This window comes from Halomonas sp. SIMBA_159, assembly GCF_046536035.1.
Classification (GTDB): Bacteria; Pseudomonadota; Gammaproteobacteria; order Pseudomonadales; family Halomonadaceae; genus Vreelandella; species Vreelandella venusta_A.
Genome location: NZ_JAWJBT010000014.1, coordinates 85,045 through 104,248 on the forward strand (window position 1 = coordinate 85,045; position 19,204 = coordinate 104,248).

Consider the following 19,204-nt stretch of genomic DNA (forward strand, 5'->3'; position numbering starts at 1 on the left):
CGGGAATTTTTTAAAAGAAAAGTAACGTTCTTCTTTGTAGAGAACCAATAAAGTGCTAATCTGTAGATTGTAACCTTTTTTGGTGTCCGTATGGCTTTGTCGATTAAAGAAATTCGGTTGAGCAATGAGAGCAGAGTAAAGCTGTTGCTTCAAGACTCTGTGCCGGTTTATTGGCCCTGTCTCTACATACTCAAAAACATGCGTGTTCGTTCACCGAACACACAACAACGATTTCTGAGTGACCTGCTCGTTTTTTTTGCGTGGTTAAAAGCTGAAAGGATCGAGCTCGAAGTGCGCTTGCAGCAGCGACCTAACCCCCAATACCTTACCGAATCAGAGCTTGCAAGGTTTGCCAATCAAGCGCATTGGACGAAAGAAACACTGGATAAATTGAATAACAGCACTCGTCTGCATCCTACCGCCTTTCGACAAGTGGGTGCCTCGCAAGCTGAATCACGCATGATAACGGCCAAGAATTACCTCTGCTTCCTCTACGAGGCCTTGGGCCATCCTGATGATCGCCTCGCTCGAACCACGCAGCTGATAAAACGTATTGATCTCAGTATTAAAGAGTCACGACCTGCTTGGAAGCGTAGGCCAATAGAGCCAAAAGGGTTATCTCCTGAGCAAGAAACAGTACTTCTAAATAATTTTTACCCTGAGTCAGAGAGTAACCCATGGCCAAAATCTGAAGAAATTAGGGTGCGCAATTATTTAATTTTATTTCTTCTCTATAATCTAGGTATTCGTAGAAGTGAAATGCTAGGAATTAAGTTGAAAGATATTGATTACCGTAAAAACCGCATTCAAATTATTCATCGGCCTAATGACTTGGATGATACTCGACTGTCTGAACCAAATATTAAGACAAATGAACGGTCTCTTCCTGCTAAAGAAGAGCTTATTGCATTGATTATTCGTTATACCGCATTGCGTAGAAAGTGTAAAAATGCAAAAAGACATCCTTATCTATTAGTGGCACACGGAAAATCTGAGGGTGTTCCTCTCTCGATTAAGTCTGTTGATGCTGTGTTTAATAAAGCTAAGAAGGCATTTCCGGTTCTTAAAGGCGTAACTCCTCACACACTTCGTCATCATGATGTATATCGGACTATTAAAGCAATTGCGGAAAAAATAGAGCATCTTCCCTTTGAAGATAAAGTAGAGAGGGTTCGTAGAATCCTTAATCTTAAGTTTGGTTGGTCAGAGAAATCGAATATGGGTGATTATTATGCCCGTAAGTATTATCAAGAAGAAGTTGATAAAGCATTGGGAGAGCGAAATAATAAACTCCTTGGCGAATGCATGATAGATAAAAAAAGGATTTGAGATGATATCAACATCTCCCACAAAACTTGATATTGAAGCTTGGCTAAGCCAAGAGATGATCGCCAAGGGGGGTGGGGTTTTCACGCCTGCAGATGATTGGTGGCGGCCTGATCGAACCGCTGTGGCAGCTAATGTGGGAGAGGCAAAATATGCAGTACAAGAGGCTGCAAGACCATGGCTTATTGCAGCATTAGCATATTATGCCAAAGAAAAGGCAGCAAGATCTTTAAAGCTTCTTACATACGTACTTACTATTTGTGCTGGTGCGGGCCTTGATGTGCTAAATGATACCCATGCCCTTGCGATTAGAAACAGGCTTAGTAAAAGTGATTTCTCTTCTTTACGTGCATTTTTAAAATACTGGCGGGAAGAATATTTACTTGCTGTATGTCCGAGTGAACAAGTGATCATGGCTCTTTATGACTTAAAGCCAAGTGGCATAAGCAGGCCCTGTCCAGTTGAGAGCATGGATCCAACAAGGGGGCCATTCACGACACTAGAAACACAAGCTTTATTCGATTGGGTAAACGATGCGTACAGTAATGATCGATTGACGATCGAACGTTTTATTTATATTAGGCTACTGATTGCTACTGGGTGTCGAATTAGGCAGATACAACAACTTGTATTTGGGGATATAGATTATTATAGCAATCCTCCAGTTATAAATATGCCGAAAGCTAAGCAGAATGAGTTTGAATATAGAAGTAGTTTTCAATCATTTGCGTTGGCTCCAGATCTTTATAATATTTTACGTGTGTTCCAGAGAGTTACTTTGCAGTCTTTGAACGATGAGCGCTTGGGAGTAAACTGGAATAAGGCATTACCAAACGTGCCCCTTTTTCGAACTAAAGGAGGCGATAAAAGTGTTGTGATTGTTGATGATTCTGATTTATATCTTCTTGAAAAAGGCCCAATTGAAAAATTTCACAAGCATGATGGTTCGATGAAAGCTTTACTTTGGGGGCTGCATAATGACCCTGGTTTTCCGGTTTCTGAACGAACTGGCGAGAAAATTCACTTAGGTTCACACCGGTTTCGACATACCCTTGCAACAGATATGAGCAGGATGGGGTACGGGCCACATGCCATTGCTTATGCTTTAACGCACAAGGGAGTAGGTACAGTCGGTCGATATATAAAAACCTCGCCTGAGTTGGCTAAAAGAATTGATGATAAAATGAAGTCTCAACTTTCTCTAGTTATAAATGCGTTTCAAGGCCGGTTAATCTATGACCCAGCTGAAGCTATTAATAGTGATAATGTAAACAAACGTATTCGTAGTCAATCAGGTGTTATTGCCACCTGTGGTGCATCAGGTGGTTGTCATTTAGATGCCCCAGTGTCTTGCTACACCTGCTCAAAATTTCAACCGTGGCGTGAAGGACCCCACGAAGAAGTTCTTGAGCGTTTAAAACTTCGGCAACAACGAGCAATTGAAGCAACTGGAAAAAATAGTGATGCTGCAGTCAGTTTTGATCGGCCTATTCTTGCTGTCATGCATGTAATTAATAAAATAAATGAGGCCGTTGTGGATGAGTAATGTTACCCCTTTCGTTCCTAAAAAAAACTTAGCGGCAAAATCCGCTCTGAGCGAGTTTGTTGGGTGGGCGAAATCACAAATTCATCTCTATGATAGACCTTTAGATCCTGTTCAGTGGTCAGCAGAAAGCTGGTTTCGTTGGGGTCTGAAAAATTCTGTTTTTTTTAAATATGGTAGTAAGTCTGAGGTGCTTCATTCAGATTTTATTGATTATGCTAAAGCAATTGTATTTTATGAACGCGCAGTAAAATTAATTATTGACAATTATTTATTGAACGCACTGCGTTGCCTTGAAGTAGCCCTTTTAGAAGTTACTAAGCAAGGCAGTATAACAGCGGTAACCGCTGCTGTATTTGATAGGGCGTGTATTGTTGCGCAAGATTATTACTCTACTAGTTCTGCTTATCGGATTTCTAGAAAACTAAAGTATATTGTTGATCATATTCATATGTCTGGTGTCGTGGTTAAGCCTTTTATATGGGAGCCTCAGTTAAAGATACCAAGAGAAACTCTTAAAAAGAGTGAAGAAGATGCTCGGAAAAAAATGCCAAGTGAAGAGTCTTTGATAGCGCTTGGCGAGATTTTTAGTAATAAGCCTGAGCTTCCTTTAGATATTTTAACTACTTCAGCTGTAGCAATCATGCTTTCTCAGCCTTCTCGTGTTGGAGAGCTTATCTATATTAAAAAAGATTGTTTTTTTACTGAGTCTGATGAAAAAGGGAATGAGCAACTCTATATGCTATGGCATTCACTCAAAGGGTTTGGAGCAAATAAGAAAGTTATCCCTGATGCTATGGCAGGTATCTGTAAAGAAGCAGTAAGTCGGATCATTGAAGTCACACAGGATTCTCGTGAATATGCTAAATGGCTAGAGGATAATCCTGATTTATTCCCCCCACACTCAGCTGTTCCTGAAAAAGATCTGGATGCAACGTTAACTTTAAATGAAGTGTGCGATGCACTGATGCTTTCAACGGAAAACTATACTCCCAGGAGTGCTTTTAATGTTTTTTTGAAAAAGATAATAAAAAAGAAAATGTCATCTGTTAATGCGCGTAATATCGCAAAAAAAATTCTTGATGGCTATGATACTAGTAAGGGTACTCGATGTTACGTAAGTGGAAGGCTGGCTGGGTTTGATTTTAATGATAATTTTAGTGTTACGCTTAGATTGCTTAATGTTTTAGTGCGAGAAAAATATCTTCCTCGCCACTTTCCTTATACAGATGATAAGCAGAATGTTAAGTGGAAAGATGCATTGTTTTGTTTCAAAACAGGTTCGTTGTTTGCCGCCGATGGCTACAAAGGGCAGCAAAAGCCATTTGGTCTTACTAGCTGTGAGGGCTCTCGGCTCGGCTTACAACTAACCGGCAGTCACAAACAAACAAAGTCTATTTTTGAGCGACACGGATATTCGAATCTGAGAGTCAATAGTCATGCTTTTCGTCATTTTCTTAATACAGGTGCCCAGCGTTCGGGCATGTCACAAGAAATGATTGCACGGTGGTCAGGACGTGTTGATGTAAATGAGAATAGAGTTTACAACCACATGTCTACAGAGGAAAAAGTCGCTGAGTTAGAGGCATTTATACCCCAACTGCCAGCTATGAGTGATAATCTTTTAGCTTCTTTAAAGACAAATGATACGATCAGATTGCGAGACCTTGGCGATGAAAGTGATCGCATCGTGCATCGTACAGAATTTGGGATCTGCATACATGACTACGCGCAAGAACCCTGCGCTAAGTTTAATAATTGTCTGACGTGTGGTGAGCATGTGTGTGTGAAGGGTGATGAGACGAAACTGGCGAATCTCAAAGAGGAGAGAGAGTATCTGCGGAGCAGTTTAGAAACTTTTCAAAGAGAAGCCGATGAGGGCGCTTATGGTGCCAACACCTGGCTTCAAACCACAATGGAGAAAATGGAACGATGTGACCAATTGATTCAAATGTTGGAGAATCCCGATATCGAAGATGGTGCTCTTATTAAAGGAATAGAAAATGGTTGGACGGCTGGCCGCAATGCATTAGCAATGCGTGGAGAGCTGGTTGAAGAAGATACCAACTATATCGCAACTGATTTGCGGGAAGAAAAGGTGGCTGAACTAGAGCGACTGTTGGACTTTGGAGGTTAAACGTGGCACGACTTTCTGAATCAGACGTCAAGCGCATCGAGGCGATGATCTGTGATTGGCGAGTTAGTAAGCTGACGTGGGAGCTAGTTGTCATAGCATGCTTGAACGAGCTGGGAATAGAGACTACTCGTAAAACGCTTTTAACCCGTGAAAGCATCAAGACGGCGATGCGGCTACGCAAAGCTGAACTAAAAGCCCCCTCACGAGCTTCACGCCTGTTTACAGACATTGATCGCGCAAATGATCGAATTGCCCGACTTACACAACGGGTAGCAGAGTTAGAGAAAGCGCAGGAAACTCTGATCGATCAGTTTACGCGCTGGGCATACAATGCTGATGCGCATGGGCTAAACGAAACTATTCTTAACCAACCAGTTCCAAAGTCTTACCGATAGCAGTTTTAGGTAGCAAAGAACGAGCCAAAACCCACCTTTACAGTAGGTTAATGCGGTTTTGGCTTTTATTCCTTGATTCAGATATTTGGTGCGAGTGTTGCTTCAACCAAAATCACCTCCGCCTGCCCATCCAACCGCTCCTTCACAGACCGCCATTCGGGCATAAACCTATCCAGCAGTGCATAGAAGCGCGGGCTGTGATTGTGTTCTACCAGGTGGCACAGCTCATGAAGCAGCACGTAGTCTATGGCTCGCGTGTTGGCTTTAATCAGGTGCGGGTTTAGGAGTACCGCACCTTCGGGTGAGCAGCTGCCCCATTGGGTTTGCATGTCGATCATGCGCCAATCGGGTATCGTTTTTGCCCATGGCAACGTCTCAACCATCATATTCAGGCGGCGCTGAAACACATCCACTGCTCTGTCGCGGTACCACTGGCGGACTGCCTTTTGTATACGCTCAGTACTCAGGGCTTTACCTTGCACCCGCAGCTGGCCGCCTATGAGCTTGCAGGTGACCTTCCGCTGGCTTGGGTCATCGATTACCTTGAGTACGTACCTGCGCCCTAGATAGAGCATGCTTTCGCCGCTTACCCACGCTCTTGGCTGCACGTAGCGGTGGCGTTCTTCAATGTCATCCAGGTGCTTGAGTATCCATCTCGCCCGACGCTGCACTGCTGCTTTAATCTCGGTCAGCTGTGCCGATTCGGGTGCATCCACCTGCACCATGCCGTTGGGGTGAACATGCACCCGTATCGTGGCTTTTTTATGTTCGGGCAGATAACACAGGTGGTAGCTGAACGTTCGTTCACCGTAGCGCGTTTGATACACGCGTGGTGGTTCATCCTGCGTGGCATCCACAGCGGTCATCACTTTGTTACTCCGTTACGTAGAATCTGCACCACTTCATCCAGAATCGCTTTGGCTTTATCCAAGCCTACCAGTGAGAACAGCTTCGGGAGCAAGTGTTTCCGTACATCTTGCTCAATGCCCACGGGGTTCAGTGAGTTTTCTGCCACGGCGCGGTTCACCACCGTATCGATCTCAAAGGCCTCGTCGATCAATTGCTCGCCTTTGTTTTTTTCCAACACAGCGAAGTCGTCACCCAGCACGAGTTTAAACGTGCCGTAGTAGGCCTGGGCATGCTTGTTTCCGCTAAACGCCTCTAGCGGTAGGTCAGGCACTTCTCGCTCTTCAACCTTGGCTTCCAGGTCGCTAAACAGCTTGAACTGCGCCTTGTAGTCGAACATGGATTCAGCTTTTTCGATGGCTTCCTTCAGCAGCGCTGAGAACACCTTCTTGGCGTAGGGGTCGTCGCCTAGCTTCTCCTCGATGGTCTTCTTGGTACGCGTCTTGATCTTGTCGGTTTCGTTTTTGGTCTTCTCGTCGCTCCAGTTATCCGGGTTGCTCTCTACGGGGTCGATAAGCACGGGCTCATCGCCGGGGGCAACATGGACACCGGTGACATAACGATCAATCAGATCTCGAATCTGCCCTTCGTAGGCGGAGTAATCGACTGTTTCCTGGGCATCCATCCGCACGGTCTTACGCAGGTCTGAAAACCACTTCAAATCAGATTTGTACCGACGGATATCCGCCTCGGTGAACGCCTTGTCATCAAAGAAGCTCTGCGTGGAAAGCGCCGTTTTCAAACACATCCCGAAGTGAGTGACGGCCTCATAGAAATCCTCCCGCAGGGCCTGACGAACATCCACCTCGACACCGTCCTCATCGGCTTCATAGTGAGGCATGAACACCTGACGATAGGGTTCAGGGTCTAGGCGATTATCAATATGCCCGAAGAAGCTCAGAAGCCGGTCGTGCAACCTTGGCAGCTTCTTGTACTCGGTGTCGACGTTGGCATACAGGCCTTCAATATCCTCAATTGCAAAGCCGCCCTGAGTCTGTTCCTCAAAGTTCTGGTAATCCTTAATGGCGGTATCCAACTCTCTGAGGATGCCTCGGTAATCAATCAGGTAACCAAAGGGCTTCTGAGGATGCAGCCGGTTGACGCGAGCAATGGCCTGGATCAGGTTGTGGCCTTTCAGCTGCTTGTCGATGTAGAGAACGGTGTTACGAGGCTCATCAAAGCCTGTTAGGAGCTTATCAACAACAATCAGGATATCCGGTGGGCCATCGGTGCCGAAATCCTCTATTGTGGCTTTCTCGTAGTCCTGTGGGTCGCCTGTGACGTTCTTCTTCCACCACTCCTGCACTAACGGCAGGTTGGTTTCATCCACATCGGTATGGCCTTCGCGTGTATCCGGCGGAGAAATCACAATGGCACTGGTCACCATGCCTGCGCTATCGAGTTCCTGTTTATAGCGAATCGCGCTGAGCTTACTGTCCGTGGCCAATTGGCCTTTGAGCTCCAACCCTGCCTTTTTGAAGTTCTCGCTGAAATGCACGCTGATATCGAACGCGTTGAGCTTAATGCGATCCTGCGCGGTATAAATTTGGCCTTGCTTGGCGTACTTGCGTTTGAGATCGGCTTTCTGGTCGTCTGATAGGGCGGCGGTCACCTTATCAAACCAGCTGTCGACCGCCTTCTGATTGACATCTAGCTGGGGTTTTCGCTCTTCGTACAGCAGCGGCGTCACGGTGCCGTCTTCCACCGCCCGCTTCATGGTGTAGGCGTGAATGATGGACCCGAATTTCTCGGCAGTTTCGCTTTTCTCGTTTTTCAGTAGCGGCGTGCCGGTAAACGCAATGAACGAGGCATTGGGCAGGGCTTGGCGCATCCGCTGGTGGTTTTCCCCCCCCTGGCTGCGGTGGCCTTCATCCACAACGACAATGATATTTTCCGAGGGGTTATAGCACTCTGGTTGCTTAGCGGCGGAAGCGAATTTGTTAATGATGGTGAATATAATCCGCTCATTACCTTGGCCAATACGTTTGGCCAGGTCCTTGCCCGAGCGTGTTTTGGCGAGAGCGTCACCGCTTTTCTTACCGGCGATGTCACTGCCAAACGCCCCGCCGGTTAGGAAGGTCTTGGAGAGCTGTTTCTCCAGATCCACTCGATCCGTGACGACGATGACCCGGCAATTCTTTAGCGCGTCACTAAGCAGTAGAGCGCGACAGAGGTACACCATGGTGAACGATTTACCTGAGCCGGTGGTGTGCCACAGCACGCCGCCCCGGCGCTCACCGTTGGGCTTAAAGCCCGAGATGCGTTCCAACAAAGCCTTGATGCCGAATGCCTGGGGGTAACGGGCCGCGATCTTGCCTACTTTGCGGTCGAACAGGATGAATAACCGGAGAAATTCCAGAAACCGGCGCCTATCCAGCAAGCCGACGAGAAGCCGGTCTTGTTCGGTCGGCGTGACGTGTTTTGACCATAGCTGTTCAAAGTAAGCCCGGATCTTCGGAGGCTTGCCCTGGAACAGCGCGTCCTTAATGGAGGCAGACAAGGGCTGGTTCTTGATGCCCTGAACGTAGTGATCATCGAACTGTTCATCTTGCCACTTTGACCAGAACTTAGCCGGGGTGTGGGTCGTACCGTACCGGCCATCGTTACTGCTGATGGCGAGCAGCAACTGAGCGAACGCGTACAGGTAAGGGATTTCATCGTTTTTCTGGTTGCGGAGGTTTTGGCTGATGCCTTCCTCCACCATGTTCTTGTTGGGGTTGCCGGAGGCGGCACGCTTGGCCTCTATCACCGCCAAAGGAATACCGTTAACGAACGCCACCACATCGGGTCGGCGGGTATGGGTGCCCTGGGTGGAGAGCACCTCCATCTCCTCGGTGATGTGGAATTCGTTGTTATCCAGGTGCTCCCAATCGATCAAGTGAACCGTTGGCTGAGCTTTTTTGCCGCCCACGAACTCGGTCACGGTAATGCCCAGCGTCAACAGGTCGTACACGGACTGGTTGGCGTCCATTAGGCCCTGAGCCATGGAGGGCGTCGTGATTTCGCGGATGACCTGATCAATCGCCTGATCAGACAGCGGGTACGATTCGCCCTTAAACGTGAACCGGCGCTGGCGTAATACGCGCTCTAGCACCGGCTTCATCACCACATCCCGCTGGCTGCCTCGTAGCGCCTGACACTCGGTGGCGGGTAGAAACGTCCAGCCCAGGTTGATCAGTGTCGCCAGAGCGGGAATGTGGCTGGCATGCTGCTCGTTCCCTTGCGGGGTGGTGTTCATGCGACCTCCGTACCGACCAGCGTCTCAGGCCAGATACGCTCGCAGATCATGCGATACAGTTCCTGCCGCGCTTCAATATCCGCTTTTTTGAAGGTGTCGTGCGGCTGGAACGGCAGATTCAAAGCCGTTTTCAGCTTGAGAAAATTCGGATTATTCTCGTAGGCGAGCGGGCAAAGCGACTTCACCAACAGATTCTCTTTGATGTAGTGCGCCTTTTTTTGCTCATAAGGCTGGTCACCATACGATTGGTTCGTGCCTCTGGGCAGCAGAACAAGATCCCCTAGCCGATTGCGGTAGTGGTGGAACTCGTGTTCTTGTTCAAACTCATCTTGATGACGGGAAAACTTATCAGCCCATATATGTTCGACTTCAAAGGGCTTACCGCTGGCAGGCTGGTAGTAGGTCACAAAGCTGCTGCTCATGCCTGCCTGCTGTTCACACCAAGCGGTCATACGGGCCAGCAAGAATTTTACAAACCGCCGGTTCTGGCCGTGCCAGCGAAAATGCTTCATGCCCTCGAACGACTCGTGCATGCCCTCAAGTTTCTGACCTAGCAACCGCTGAAGTTCCGGCAGATCTTTGCCGCGAATCTCTTTGACCAGGCTATACATGGTGTAGCGAATGGAGTTGGCGGAAAAATTTCGGAAATTCACCGACCGGCGCACCACAAAGGTTTCGATATAGGCGGCCACGGTATTGATTTTAAGGGCCACGGTGGCGTGGCTGTCGTGCGAATTAAGCGCCGCCAGCATCAGCGGCAAACTCAGCGTGGGGGCAATTCCCCAGCGGGAGATATAAAACACATGCTCCAACCCCGGCACCAGGGTTTTCTCCGCATCCAAAATACGCAGGTACGCTTTGTAGTAGAAGCGGAATTCATGCTGAACAAACTGTTCAAATGAGTCACCGCTGTCCGCATCCAACCCTACCTTGGAAAGGTTATCGCGTACCCAACTGTGAAAACGGGTACCAATTTTCTCGAAATCCTCGTTCTTGGAGCCTGCCTTACCGGGGCGGATGCTTTCGGCATAGCGCGCCCGTAGCCACGACTGGAAGAATCGTTGATCTTCATCCTTGTCATAGGCTTTCAGCTCCAGCATGGCTTGCTTCCAGAAGTTGTTGGCTTGCTTACGCTTTTCGGTGCTATCGAAACGCGACAACACAAACCCCTTCAGCATTTCTGAAGGCGTCAGGTTTAGGCCACGGTCGTTCATGGTTTCGAAGATGGTGTAGGCGTTTTCATCGGAGTAGGCGATGATTTCCACCATGATCACGTTGTACCGTAGCCAATCAATAAAGAAGGGAAACGCGTCGTTTTTCAGCTCTTCAGGGAACGCTTTATCAATATCCTGATACCGCTCCGCCATATTGCGGGTAGATTCATCAACACTGTCATCGGGCACGTACTCGCCCTGGCTGAAAAGGCCTTCCAGGCACGGAATACGCTCCTCAACCGTGATATTGAACGACTTACTGCCGCGCAGCTCCGAGAAAATCATGGGCTCGATTTTCTCCTGAAATGGCAGTTCCTTCTGAAGATTGTTCAAATAGATCAAAAACAGCGTCAGTGAGGTTAAGCGCTGCTGGCCGTCGATAATGCTGCGTTTGCCATCCTTACTGCTGACCACAAAGGGGCCCAGGTAGTAATTATTGTAGTCCTCCCCCTGCTCACGCTTATCGCCAGGGGTGTACTCACTCAGAAAGGCCGAGGTTAAATCCGTCACCAGCGCTTCAATGTGTTTCTCGCCCCAACTGTATTCCCTTTGGAAATAGTCGACGGTGTATTTCTGCTCATTCAACACATCGAACAAGTTCCGGTGCCGAGCTTCAATTTTGTTTTCTAGCTTGCTCATGCGGCCTCCGTGTCCACGTTTACCCGACGTTTACCGGTCAGTAGCTGCTGCATCAGGGCTCGTTTTTCGCTTCTCAACTGCTCAAGACTGGCTTTCTGAGCGACTATTTCGCTATCAGCAGTACAAAGCACATTAGCGATCGCCTTTTGTTCGCTGATATTGGGTTTGTGAAGCGTCAGGGAGAAGAAGTCTGAAGGCTTTACGTTTAGAAGCCCATGAGCTCGGCCGCCTTCATGTGCCACTTGCATCAAGCCCTGATTAAGGAGTCCTGATTCAAAATACTGCTCATAGAAGTCACTATCTGCCTCATGCTCATCTGTAAGCGTGAAGCAGATATAAAGCGTCGTAACCACTCCATCGTCGTAGCGATTTAAGCGTTTGATAGCCCCCATCGGGTAGCCATTCGAGTAACTCTTGTTATATGCAAACTGCCCTTTTTTGAGTAAGAAGTAGTTGTCGAGGGTTTCAGAGGCGACGCTTTTCTTGAAAAACTCCTGTTGCCGGATCAGGCCCTGTTGACCAGAAATCGTTACTACATTTGTGCTCTGGCCTTCATTTCGACTCGTTACACGGCTGAATAGCGAACCGAGCCTGACTCTTTTCCACTCATCCTCAAACCCCGGCAACCGCTTCTTCCCGGTCAGTAACTGTTGCATCAATCCCTTTCTTCGCTGCTGGCTGTTCTCAAGCAGGCGCTCGGTGGCGGTGATGGCCTGATCCCAGGTGGAGAGGATCTGGGCGATCTTTTTTTGTTCGGAGATATCAGGTAGCGCTAAAGGCAGCGACCGAATAGTGGTGAGATTGAGGCCAGCCTTTGCCCCGGCATCATTTAACGCATTGATCCGACGATGATAGGGTTTCGAAGCAAGGAGATATGCCACAAATTTAGGTTCAGCCTCTGTTGGCAACACTCTGACTAGCGCGGTGTGCTGATTGATATAAGCATCACCTAACCCAGGTGGAACCCAACCAATTTTACCAAGCTCTGCTGTGATAGAGATGAGAATATCACCTGCTTGCAGAGAGGTTCTTTTTCCATCAGCTGAGCCTGACTCGATATTGACGAATTTCAGATCATCCAGCTTCAGATGAATTCCGTCCCTCCGAAGGTTCGTCATACGGATAAACTTGCTTCCAGTATCTGAATAGAACTTTGCCCAATCACGGGAACCGCTTGTTATTAGCGAAGATATATGCCCAAGCTTTGTAGGTGTCCATCCTTCATGCACCATAACCCAACTCCTTTAGATAACCGTCCATCTGCTCGTTCAGCTTCGCAATCTCAGCCTCGATCTCCTTGCGCTCCGCTTGCACAGCCATCAGGTCGATCTCTTCCTCTTCCTCAAATGTGTCCACGTAGCGGGGGATGTTGAGATTGAAGTCGTTTTCCTGAATTTCCTCTAGGCTGGCGACGTAGGAATACTTGTCCCGGGTGTCGCGCTGCTGGTAGGTATTGACCACCTTGGCGATGTTGTCGTCAGAGAGCTGGTTCTGGTTCTTGCCGGCCTTGAACTCGCGGCTGGCATCGATGAACAGCACGTTGTTGTCGGTTTTGTCCTTACGGAACACCAGAATCGCCGCCGGGATGCCAGTGCCGTAAAACAGTTTTTCGGGCAGGCCAATGACCGCATCCAGCAGGTTTTCCTCGATCAGCTTCTGGCGAATTTTGCCTTCACTAGACCCACGAAACAGAACGCCGTGGGGTACGACTACCGCCATGCGGCCGGTCTTTGGCTTCATCGTTTCGATCATGTGCAGGATGAAGGCGTAATCACCCTTGGTCTTGGGCGGCAAGCCACGGCGGAATCGGGCATAGGGGTCGCTTTCGGCGCCTTCTACACCCCACTTCTCCAGTGAGAATGGAGGATTGGCCACCACGATATCGAAGTGCTTCAGGCCACCGTTTTCATCCAGCAGCTTGGGGTTACGGATGGTGTCGCCCCACTCCAGCTTATGGTTGTCGATGCCGTGCAGAAACATGTTCATCTTCGCCAAGGCCCAGGTGCTGCCGATGGCTTCCTGACCGAACAGTGCGAAGTTCTTGGAGCCATCGGCACCTTTACGGATCTGGTTCGCACATTTCAGCAACAGCGATGCAGAACCACAGGCCGGATCGCAAATTTCATCGCCTTCTTTCGGCTCAACGATTTCAGCCATCAGCTCGGAGACTTCCGGCGGGGTATAGAACTCACCAGCTTTCTTGCCGGAGGTGGCCGCGAAGTTTTTGATCAGGTACTCGTAGGCGTTACCGATGACATCCAGCTTACCAATACGACTCGGGCTCAGATTGAGCTCCGGGCGGGCAAAGTCTTCCAGGATGTGGCGCAGAAGCTCGTTCTTTTGCTTCTCATCGCCCAGCTTGTTGGAGTTGAAGCTGATGTCTTGGAACACATCGGCTAGCTTAACGATGTTGGCTTCTTCAATGGCGTGCAGGGCCTTGTCGATACGCTCGCCGTTGCCTGGCTCATGCCGCTGGTCATACAGGGCGTAAAAACCGGAACCATTAGGCAGTACGAAGCGCTCATTCTTCATCAGCTCTTCGATCAGCTCTGGGGTGTCGCCATATTCGGCCACGTAGTTGTTGTAGTGATCCTGATACACATCGGACAGGTACTTCACGAACAACATCGTCAGCACGTAATCTTTGTAGATGCTGGGGTCTACGGTGCCCCTGAAGGTGTCGCAGGCGTTCCAAACCGCCTTATTGATTTGTTCCTGCTTAACGGAATCGTTACTCATATCATTTCCCTGCCGTCGTATTAGGACGAAGTAGTTGGTGGCCAGCGGCATCAACCATGCGCTGCCGATTTTCGATTAACTGGTTAAAAAGCTGTTGTTCGCGGGTGGCGGCATCGGCCAGTTTGACCATCAGTGCTTGCTGCTCAATAGACGGCACCACAATAGGCAGGTTGCCCAGCTGTGACTTGGTAATGCTGGGTGCCGCCGAACCCTGCGAACACATGGCGAAATAGCGCTGGGCATCCACATGGTTGAGCTGCCAAGCCAAAAATTCAGGCATGACGTTACATGCACTTGGGGTAAGCCGGATGTGATAGAAATTCGGCGTGCAGACGGTATTGCGTGGAAGCTCCCGAACCACCGCTGCATCGTTGCGCGTGCCCTTGGCCATAAACAGGATGTCGCCTGAACAGAGATATTCTGGGCGTTTTCGGCCTGGCAACGTCACCCGATCCAGCGTTTTGCCTTGTGGGTCATAAAGGGCTTCACCCACGACAAGGTGGCGGTACTGCACAACAAAAGCATCGCCATTACCGTCCAGCTCTAGCTTTCCACGAAAGGGATAGCCAGGCTGAATGGTGGCAATACTCTGTAGCAAACACCTTTCTTTGGGCAGATGATTCATATGTGGTGCCAATGTGGCGATTAGGTTGACTTAACTCTAATCACATTTGCATCATGTGACAAGATGCAATTTTAAAAATAAAAGTGATACCTCCCAAGGAGGCCGTGATGTCAGGTGAAAAGCAAAAACCGGTGGAGACTCCACAGAATAACCCACTGCAAAAGCTCAAAGGCTCCGTGCAACGCTACAACCAGCCGTTTGAACCCGTTGGTGTCGAGGACTGGGGAGCAGCCCTGCTTGATGGGCTAACGCCTGAGACTGCCCATGCTGATGAGCTTGCGTCACCATCCTTCAAAGAACTCGGGGAAGACCCTGACAGGAAGCGATAAATCTCTACTCAGAGCTTGTTGATGCGGCGCCCCTCCGTATACTGTATGAAACAACAGTTATTTGAGAGGCTCGGCGTATGACTACAACCGCTTCGTTCATAGGCACTGCTGCCCTATGCCCCGTACCCCAACCGTTACCCATGTTCGCCAGTGCTGTGCGGGCAGGATTTCCAAGTCCCGCTGATGACCACCTGGATGCGGAGATGGATCTGCATCGCCATGTCGTTAAGCGACCTGCGGCCACTTTCTTTGTGCGTGCTGAAGGCGACTCAATGTTAGGTGATGGCATCCATCATGGTGACCTGCTGGTGGTGGATCGCAGCCTAGAGCCGCTGCCTGGGCGTGTGATTGTTATTGCGGTCGATGGCGAACTCACTGTTAAACGGCTAGAGCATGTCGGGCAACGTGCCTACCTGAGAGCAAGTAACCCTGCCTATAAGCCAATCCCATTGGAGGGCCGCGAATCGCATGTGTGGGGTGTCGTAACACATGTCCTGCACAGCCTGCCAGGTGCTACACCGCTATGATAGCCTTGGTCGATTGCAATAATTTCTACGTCAGCTGTGAGCGGGTGTTTAATCCCACGCTAGAGGGGCGACCTGTTGGTGTGCTCTCTAACAATGACGGTTGTGTGGTGGCCCGCTCCAATGAGCTAAAAGCGCTGGGTGTCGAGATGGGGACGGCCATGCATTTGCTGCCGCCGTTTATCCGCCGCCAAGCTATTCTCTTGTCGAGTAATTATGCGCTTTACGGGGATATGAGCCGTCGCGTGACAGAGGCACTAACAGAGTTTTCGCCGGACGTAGAGGTGTACTCCATCGACGAAAGCTTTGTGGGGTTTCACGGCTTTGAACCTGCGACCCTAGAAGCCTATGGGCAAAACTTACGCCAGACAGTACGGCAATGGACGGGAATTCCGGTTTCGGTCGGTTTTGCGCCGACACGGGTATTGGCCAAAGTAGCCAACCACGCCGCAAAGAAACACCCAGGCTACCAGGAACAAGGTGTTTGCCTGTTAACGGCGGATAGCCATGCCACTCAAGCGCTACTCAAACAGCTACCGGTGACCGAACTATGGGGCATTGCCCGACGTACCGGCGAACGGTTACGTGTGATGGGGATAGACACCGCCTGGCAGCTGCGCGAGGCCGATCCTAAGCACATTCGGCGTCACTTCAGCGTGGTGCAGGAACGCATTGTCTGGGAATTACGCGGACAGCCTGCGATTCAACTCGACGATATGAGCCAACCCAAACAACAAATCATGGTATCCCGCTCGTTTGGGCGCCTCACCTCTAGCCCACACGATCTACGTGAAGCACTTCGCCAACACACCGCCCGAGCAGGCGAAAAGCTACGCAAGCAGCACAGCGTGACCAGTGCCGTTATGGTGTTTGTGCGCACGAACGCGTTTCGACCTGACTTGCCGCAGTACCGTAATCGCGTGGTGGTGACACTAGAACGACCGACGGACGATAGCCGCGAGTTGATCCACGCCGCTATCCAAGGGCTTAGACAGCTTTGGCGTAAGGGCTATGCCTACCACAAAGCTGGCGTCATGCTTCTTGACCTCTCCCCCAAAGCCAGCCGCCAACTAACACTGACGGAAACACCACAAACAGAGGTTGAAGCAAAACGCAGCGAACGACTGATGGCCACCGTCGACAAACTCAATCGAGAATTAGGCCGAGGGACGATACAACTAGGGCTGCCTCGGGCAGGAAATGTCTGGACATTACGCGCTGAGCATCGCACGCCGCGCTATACCACTCGCTGGGAAGAGCTAGTGAACGTTAAGCTTTAAGCGGCAGCGATGCTAATGGAAAAAGCTCAGAATGGTGAGCAAATCTAATAATCTGGTGCTAAGGTGGTTTAGAAAATAGCAGTGCGTATTCTATTGGAGAGCAGGATGCCCCCAGCCAAGCCGTCTACTAACGACCCTTTACAAAGTGTATTTGCTTTTCGCGCTTTTGATTTACGGGACAGATTCCCCCAGCCACTAGAAACGTTTCGCCAAGCACTGGAGTGCTTACAAAGCGGTGATGCTTACCTGCCCGATATGAGCGGTGAGATTTTGGCTTACCTCCGTGATGGTCGCGCACTGCCTATCCCCGAATATTTTTTCATCATTCAAAGCGGCAACACTAGCGCTGTGGTGCCACCGCAAGAAAATGATTATGTCTGCGCAGCTGTTGAAGCTTGGTTACGAGACGCGTTGCTGAAGACATCGACACTGCTAGAGAAAGCATCAGCAGTCAGACCTGCTCGGCTCAACATCCTACTTGATCAATGCGATCCAAATGCCCCGGAACCTGACGACATTCAAGGATGGCAGAATATGCGCGATGTCGGCAGAGAAATCATCGACACCCCCAGCAGAGAAGATGTCTGGGAAGCAGCAGTTCAGGTAATGGGGGAAGTATTGGCAAGGCGTTGGATGAAAACAGCGCATCCGCAGCTGGATGGGAAAAGCCCCAATTTATGCATTGAGGACGATCCTGCGCGGGTTTATGAGCTTGTGTTGCAGATGAACACAGGAACGAGCTAATGGCTGATATCGACCCTGAGCGGACATTCCAGAAAATGCAGCAAGCGCGCGAATTTTGATTATACAGCCTAATTTAAATTAATTACCATAAGGATCATTGACTTAGGAGAATCTGGCAGGCTGCATTTGCCAGGAAAAAGTGCCAGCACGTTCATTCAATCATAGAACGCGCCGTCTAATACTCTGTTAGAGAATAGTAAGTCAGTCACCACAGAATGAAATCAATCGGAGATAAGGTATGCCTTACCTACACAATTACAGGCTTTTCGTAAGCCATGCCTGGCGTTACAGCGAACGGTATGACCGAGCGATCAAATTTTTAAACGCAGCTCCTAACTTTTCGTGGACAAACTACTCGGTGCCCGTTGACAAGAGATTTGGGCAAATGTCAGTCCGTGCACTTGAAGAAGAGCTTCGTCAGCAGATTCGTCCCGCCCAGTGCGTAGTTGTGCTCGCGGGAATGTATGCAGCCCATAGTGATTGGATCCAGTTTGAAATTGACTTTGCTCAATCGCTCGGTAAGCCCATTCTTGGAATTATTCCATGGGGTGCAGAACGGACACCGATAAGTGTGTCATTGGCAGCAAATAAGATGGTTGGCTGGAACGCTAATACCATCGTTTCGGGTATCAGGGAGATAACCCCTTGAAATCTCTGAATTTGGATTATCCGGCACTATATAAAGCTGCAAGTGATCTGTCCGAGAAATCTCAGAATTGGTATCACCGACTCCTGAAATCGGAATACTGCCTTTTGATCTTAGCCGCAGTTATTTCGATGGTGGCTGATCCTAGTAGAGAAGTTCAGTCAATACATACAATAGTATTCATTGCACTTGCTGCGTTGTTGATTTATCGCTTCAAGACTAAACCGGAGCAAGATTGGTATAAGGGGCGGGCACTTGCAGAGTCAATTAAAACCTCAACTTGGCGTTACTGTATCAGATCGGCTCCGTTTGAGAATGTAACTGATGTTCGAATAATTCGAGCTGAGTTCAGAAATCATTTACGCGAAATCTTACGAGCCAACCGATACATCGGAGACCGTATCCCTCCAGATTCGGCCGCAGATGATCAGATCACTGGTTCGATGGATGACATTAGAGCGCTATCGATTGAGGAACGTAAGCAGTTTTACATGGAAAACCGCATTAAGGAGCAGCGAGGTTGGTACACAAAGAAGGCGAGAGACAACAAAAAAGCTGCAACACGTTGGGTCGTCGCGTGTACGGCAACCTATGGAGCTGCGATTGTCCTGCTAGTGCTCCGTCCCTCATTCCCAGAATGGCAGTTTTGGCCATTCGAGCCACTAATAGTCTTAGCGTCGTCAATTATCGGCTGGATGCAAATAAAGAAGTTCAATGAATTGGCCTCGGCCTATACGCTGACCGCACATGAAATCGGGATAATCCAAGGGCGCCTCGAAGAAATAGAATCTGAAGAAGATCTATCAGAATTTATTAATGAAGCAGAGCTCGCTTTCTCTCGTGAGCATACACAATGGGTCGCACGGCAAAATGCATTCTAACCAGTGCAGGCACGGCGACGCCCACTACATTGCGCCTT

Annotated in this window: 16 protein-coding genes; 10 read left to right on the top strand and 6 right to left on the bottom strand. The window is 49.2% G+C overall.

Annotated features, from left to right (window positions below):
• The first annotated feature begins 90 nt into the window (after positions 1 to 90).
• Genes R0J87_RS10920 through R0J87_RS10935 form a run of 4 tightly spaced genes read left to right on the top strand, consistent with a single transcriptional unit; the run spans position 91 to position 5,401 of the window.
• On the top strand, positions 91 to 1,329 hold the full coding sequence (locus tag R0J87_RS10920) for a tyrosine-type recombinase/integrase (RefSeq protein ID WP_498886109.1): 1,239 nt from the start codon (positions 91 to 93) through the stop codon (positions 1,327 to 1,329).
• 1 nt (position 1,330) lies between these two features.
• The gene (locus R0J87_RS10925; RefSeq protein ID WP_498886110.1) at positions 1,331 to 2,872 is read left to right on the top strand and encodes a tyrosine-type recombinase/integrase; all 1,542 of its coding nucleotides are present in this window, start codon (positions 1,331 to 1,333) and stop codon (positions 2,870 to 2,872) included.
• Positions 2,865 to 5,006 carry a hypothetical protein gene (locus R0J87_RS10930; protein WP_498886112.1) on the top strand — a complete coding sequence of 714 codons (2,142 nt, stop codon included), beginning with the start codon at positions 2,865 to 2,867 and terminating at the stop codon, positions 5,004 to 5,006. Before R0J87_RS10925 ends, R0J87_RS10930 begins: the two co-directional genes overlap by 8 nt.
• A gap of 2 nt (positions 5,007 to 5,008) precedes the next feature.
• On the top strand, positions 5,009 to 5,401 hold the full coding sequence (locus tag R0J87_RS10935; protein WP_498886114.1) for a hypothetical protein: 393 nt from the start codon (positions 5,009 to 5,011) through the stop codon (positions 5,399 to 5,401).
• A gap of 77 nt (positions 5,402 to 5,478) precedes the next feature.
• Here the strand turns inward: R0J87_RS10935 and R0J87_RS10940 are convergent, their stop codons facing one another.
• The 6 genes from R0J87_RS10940 to R0J87_RS10965 are packed head-to-tail and all read right to left on the bottom strand — an operon-like array spanning position 5,479 to position 14,735.
• Entirely contained in the window at positions 5,479 to 6,267 is a 789-nt protein-coding gene (locus tag R0J87_RS10940; RefSeq protein WP_498886116.1) for a M48 family metallopeptidase, read from the bottom strand.
• Positions 6,267 to 9,545, bottom strand: coding sequence for a type I restriction endonuclease subunit R (locus R0J87_RS10945; protein WP_498886118.1), 3,279 nt, complete (start codon positions 9,543 to 9,545; stop codon positions 6,267 to 6,269). Before R0J87_RS10945 ends, R0J87_RS10940 begins: the two co-directional genes overlap by 1 nt.
• The gene (locus tag R0J87_RS10950; protein ID WP_498886119.1) at positions 9,542 to 11,398 is read right to left on the bottom strand and encodes a DUF262 domain-containing protein; all 1,857 of its coding nucleotides are present in this window, start codon (positions 11,396 to 11,398) and stop codon (positions 9,542 to 9,544) included. Before R0J87_RS10950 ends, R0J87_RS10945 begins: the two co-directional genes overlap by 4 nt.
• The gene (locus tag R0J87_RS10955) at positions 11,395 to 12,630 is read right to left on the bottom strand and encodes a restriction endonuclease subunit S (protein ID WP_498886121.1); all 1,236 of its coding nucleotides are present in this window, start codon (positions 12,628 to 12,630) and stop codon (positions 11,395 to 11,397) included. The genes R0J87_RS10950 and R0J87_RS10955 overlap by 4 nt, the downstream gene beginning before the upstream one ends.
• Positions 12,620 to 14,137 carry a type I restriction-modification system subunit M gene (locus R0J87_RS10960; RefSeq protein WP_498886123.1) on the bottom strand — a complete coding sequence of 506 codons (1,518 nt, stop codon included), beginning with the start codon at positions 14,135 to 14,137 and terminating at the stop codon, positions 12,620 to 12,622. Before R0J87_RS10960 ends, R0J87_RS10955 begins: the two co-directional genes overlap by 11 nt.
• 1 nt (position 14,138) lies before the next feature.
• Complete coding sequence (locus tag R0J87_RS10965; RefSeq protein ID WP_498886125.1) at positions 14,139 to 14,735, bottom strand: restriction endonuclease subunit S; 597 nt, start codon at positions 14,733 to 14,735, stop codon at positions 14,139 to 14,141.
• A gap of 134 nt (positions 14,736 to 14,869) precedes the next feature.
• Here R0J87_RS10965 and R0J87_RS10970 point away from each other — a divergent pair, with 134 nt between their 5' ends.
• The 6 genes from R0J87_RS10970 (at position 14,870) to R0J87_RS10995 (ending at position 19,166) form a co-directional block, all read left to right on the top strand.
• Positions 14,870 to 15,091: a hypothetical protein gene (locus R0J87_RS10970; protein ID WP_498886127.1), complete on the top strand. Its 222-nt coding sequence runs from the start codon at positions 14,870 to 14,872 to the stop codon at positions 15,089 to 15,091.
• Between the two features lie 77 nt (positions 15,092 to 15,168).
• Positions 15,169 to 15,618, top strand: coding sequence for a LexA family protein (locus R0J87_RS10975; RefSeq protein WP_498886129.1), 450 nt, complete (start codon positions 15,169 to 15,171; stop codon positions 15,616 to 15,618).
• Positions 15,615 to 16,895 (top strand): Y-family DNA polymerase, encoded by a 1,281-nt coding sequence (locus R0J87_RS10980; protein WP_498886130.1) that lies wholly within the window; start codon positions 15,615 to 15,617, stop codon positions 16,893 to 16,895. Before R0J87_RS10975 ends, R0J87_RS10980 begins: the two co-directional genes overlap by 4 nt.
• 105 nt (positions 16,896 to 17,000) lie before the next feature.
• Positions 17,001 to 17,639 carry a hypothetical protein gene (locus tag R0J87_RS10985; protein ID WP_498886132.1) on the top strand — a complete coding sequence of 213 codons (639 nt, stop codon included), beginning with the start codon at positions 17,001 to 17,003 and terminating at the stop codon, positions 17,637 to 17,639.
• 238 nt (positions 17,640 to 17,877) lie between these two features.
• Positions 17,878 to 18,288, top strand: a complete 411-nt coding sequence (locus R0J87_RS10990) for a TIR domain-containing protein (RefSeq protein ID WP_200205333.1) — start codon at positions 17,878 to 17,880, stop codon at positions 18,286 to 18,288.
• Positions 18,285 to 19,166 carry a DUF4231 domain-containing protein gene (locus R0J87_RS10995; protein ID WP_498886134.1) on the top strand — a complete coding sequence of 294 codons (882 nt, stop codon included), beginning with the start codon at positions 18,285 to 18,287 and terminating at the stop codon, positions 19,164 to 19,166. The genes R0J87_RS10990 and R0J87_RS10995 overlap by 4 nt, the downstream gene beginning before the upstream one ends.
• The last annotated feature ends 38 nt before the right edge of the window (positions 19,167 to 19,204 follow it).

Excerpts from the sequence above, each read along its gene's own strand:
- R0J87_RS10920 (WP_498886109.1), top strand. The coding sequence starts at position 91 with ATGGCTTTGTCGATTAAAGAAATTCGGTTGAGCAATGAGAGCAGAGTA.
- R0J87_RS10925 (WP_498886110.1), top strand. The coding sequence starts at position 1,331 with ATGATATCAACATCTCCCACAAAACTTGATATTGAAGCTTGGCTAAGC.
- R0J87_RS10970 (WP_498886127.1), top strand. The coding sequence starts at position 14,870 with ATGTCAGGTGAAAAGCAAAAACCGGTGGAGACTCCACAGAATAACCCA.
- R0J87_RS10950 (WP_498886119.1), bottom strand. The coding sequence starts at position 11,398 with ATGAGCAAGCTAGAAAACAAAATTGAAGCTCGGCACCGGAACTTGTTC.
- R0J87_RS10985 (WP_498886132.1), top strand. The coding sequence starts at position 17,001 with ATGCCCCCAGCCAAGCCGTCTACTAACGACCCTTTACAAAGTGTATTT.
- R0J87_RS10955 (WP_498886121.1), bottom strand. The coding sequence starts at position 12,630 with ATGGTGCATGAAGGATGGACACCTACAAAGCTTGGGCATATATCTTCG.
- R0J87_RS10945 (WP_498886118.1), bottom strand. The coding sequence starts at position 9,545 with ATGAACACCACCCCGCAAGGGAACGAGCAGCATGCCAGCCACATTCCC.
- R0J87_RS10980 (WP_498886130.1), top strand. The coding sequence starts at position 15,615 with ATGATAGCCTTGGTCGATTGCAATAATTTCTACGTCAGCTGTGAGCGG.
- R0J87_RS10930 (WP_498886112.1), top strand. The coding sequence starts at position 2,865 with ATGAGTAATGTTACCCCTTTCGTTCCTAAAAAAAACTTAGCGGCAAAA.
- R0J87_RS10990 (WP_200205333.1), top strand. The coding sequence starts at position 17,878 with ATGCCTTACCTACACAATTACAGGCTTTTCGTAAGCCATGCCTGGCGT.
- R0J87_RS10960 (WP_498886123.1), bottom strand. The coding sequence starts at position 14,137 with ATGAGTAACGATTCCGTTAAGCAGGAACAAATCAATAAGGCGGTTTGG.
- R0J87_RS10940 (WP_498886116.1), bottom strand. The coding sequence starts at position 6,267 with ATGACCGCTGTGGATGCCACGCAGGATGAACCACCACGCGTGTATCAA.
- R0J87_RS10975 (WP_498886129.1), top strand. The coding sequence starts at position 15,169 with ATGACTACAACCGCTTCGTTCATAGGCACTGCTGCCCTATGCCCCGTA.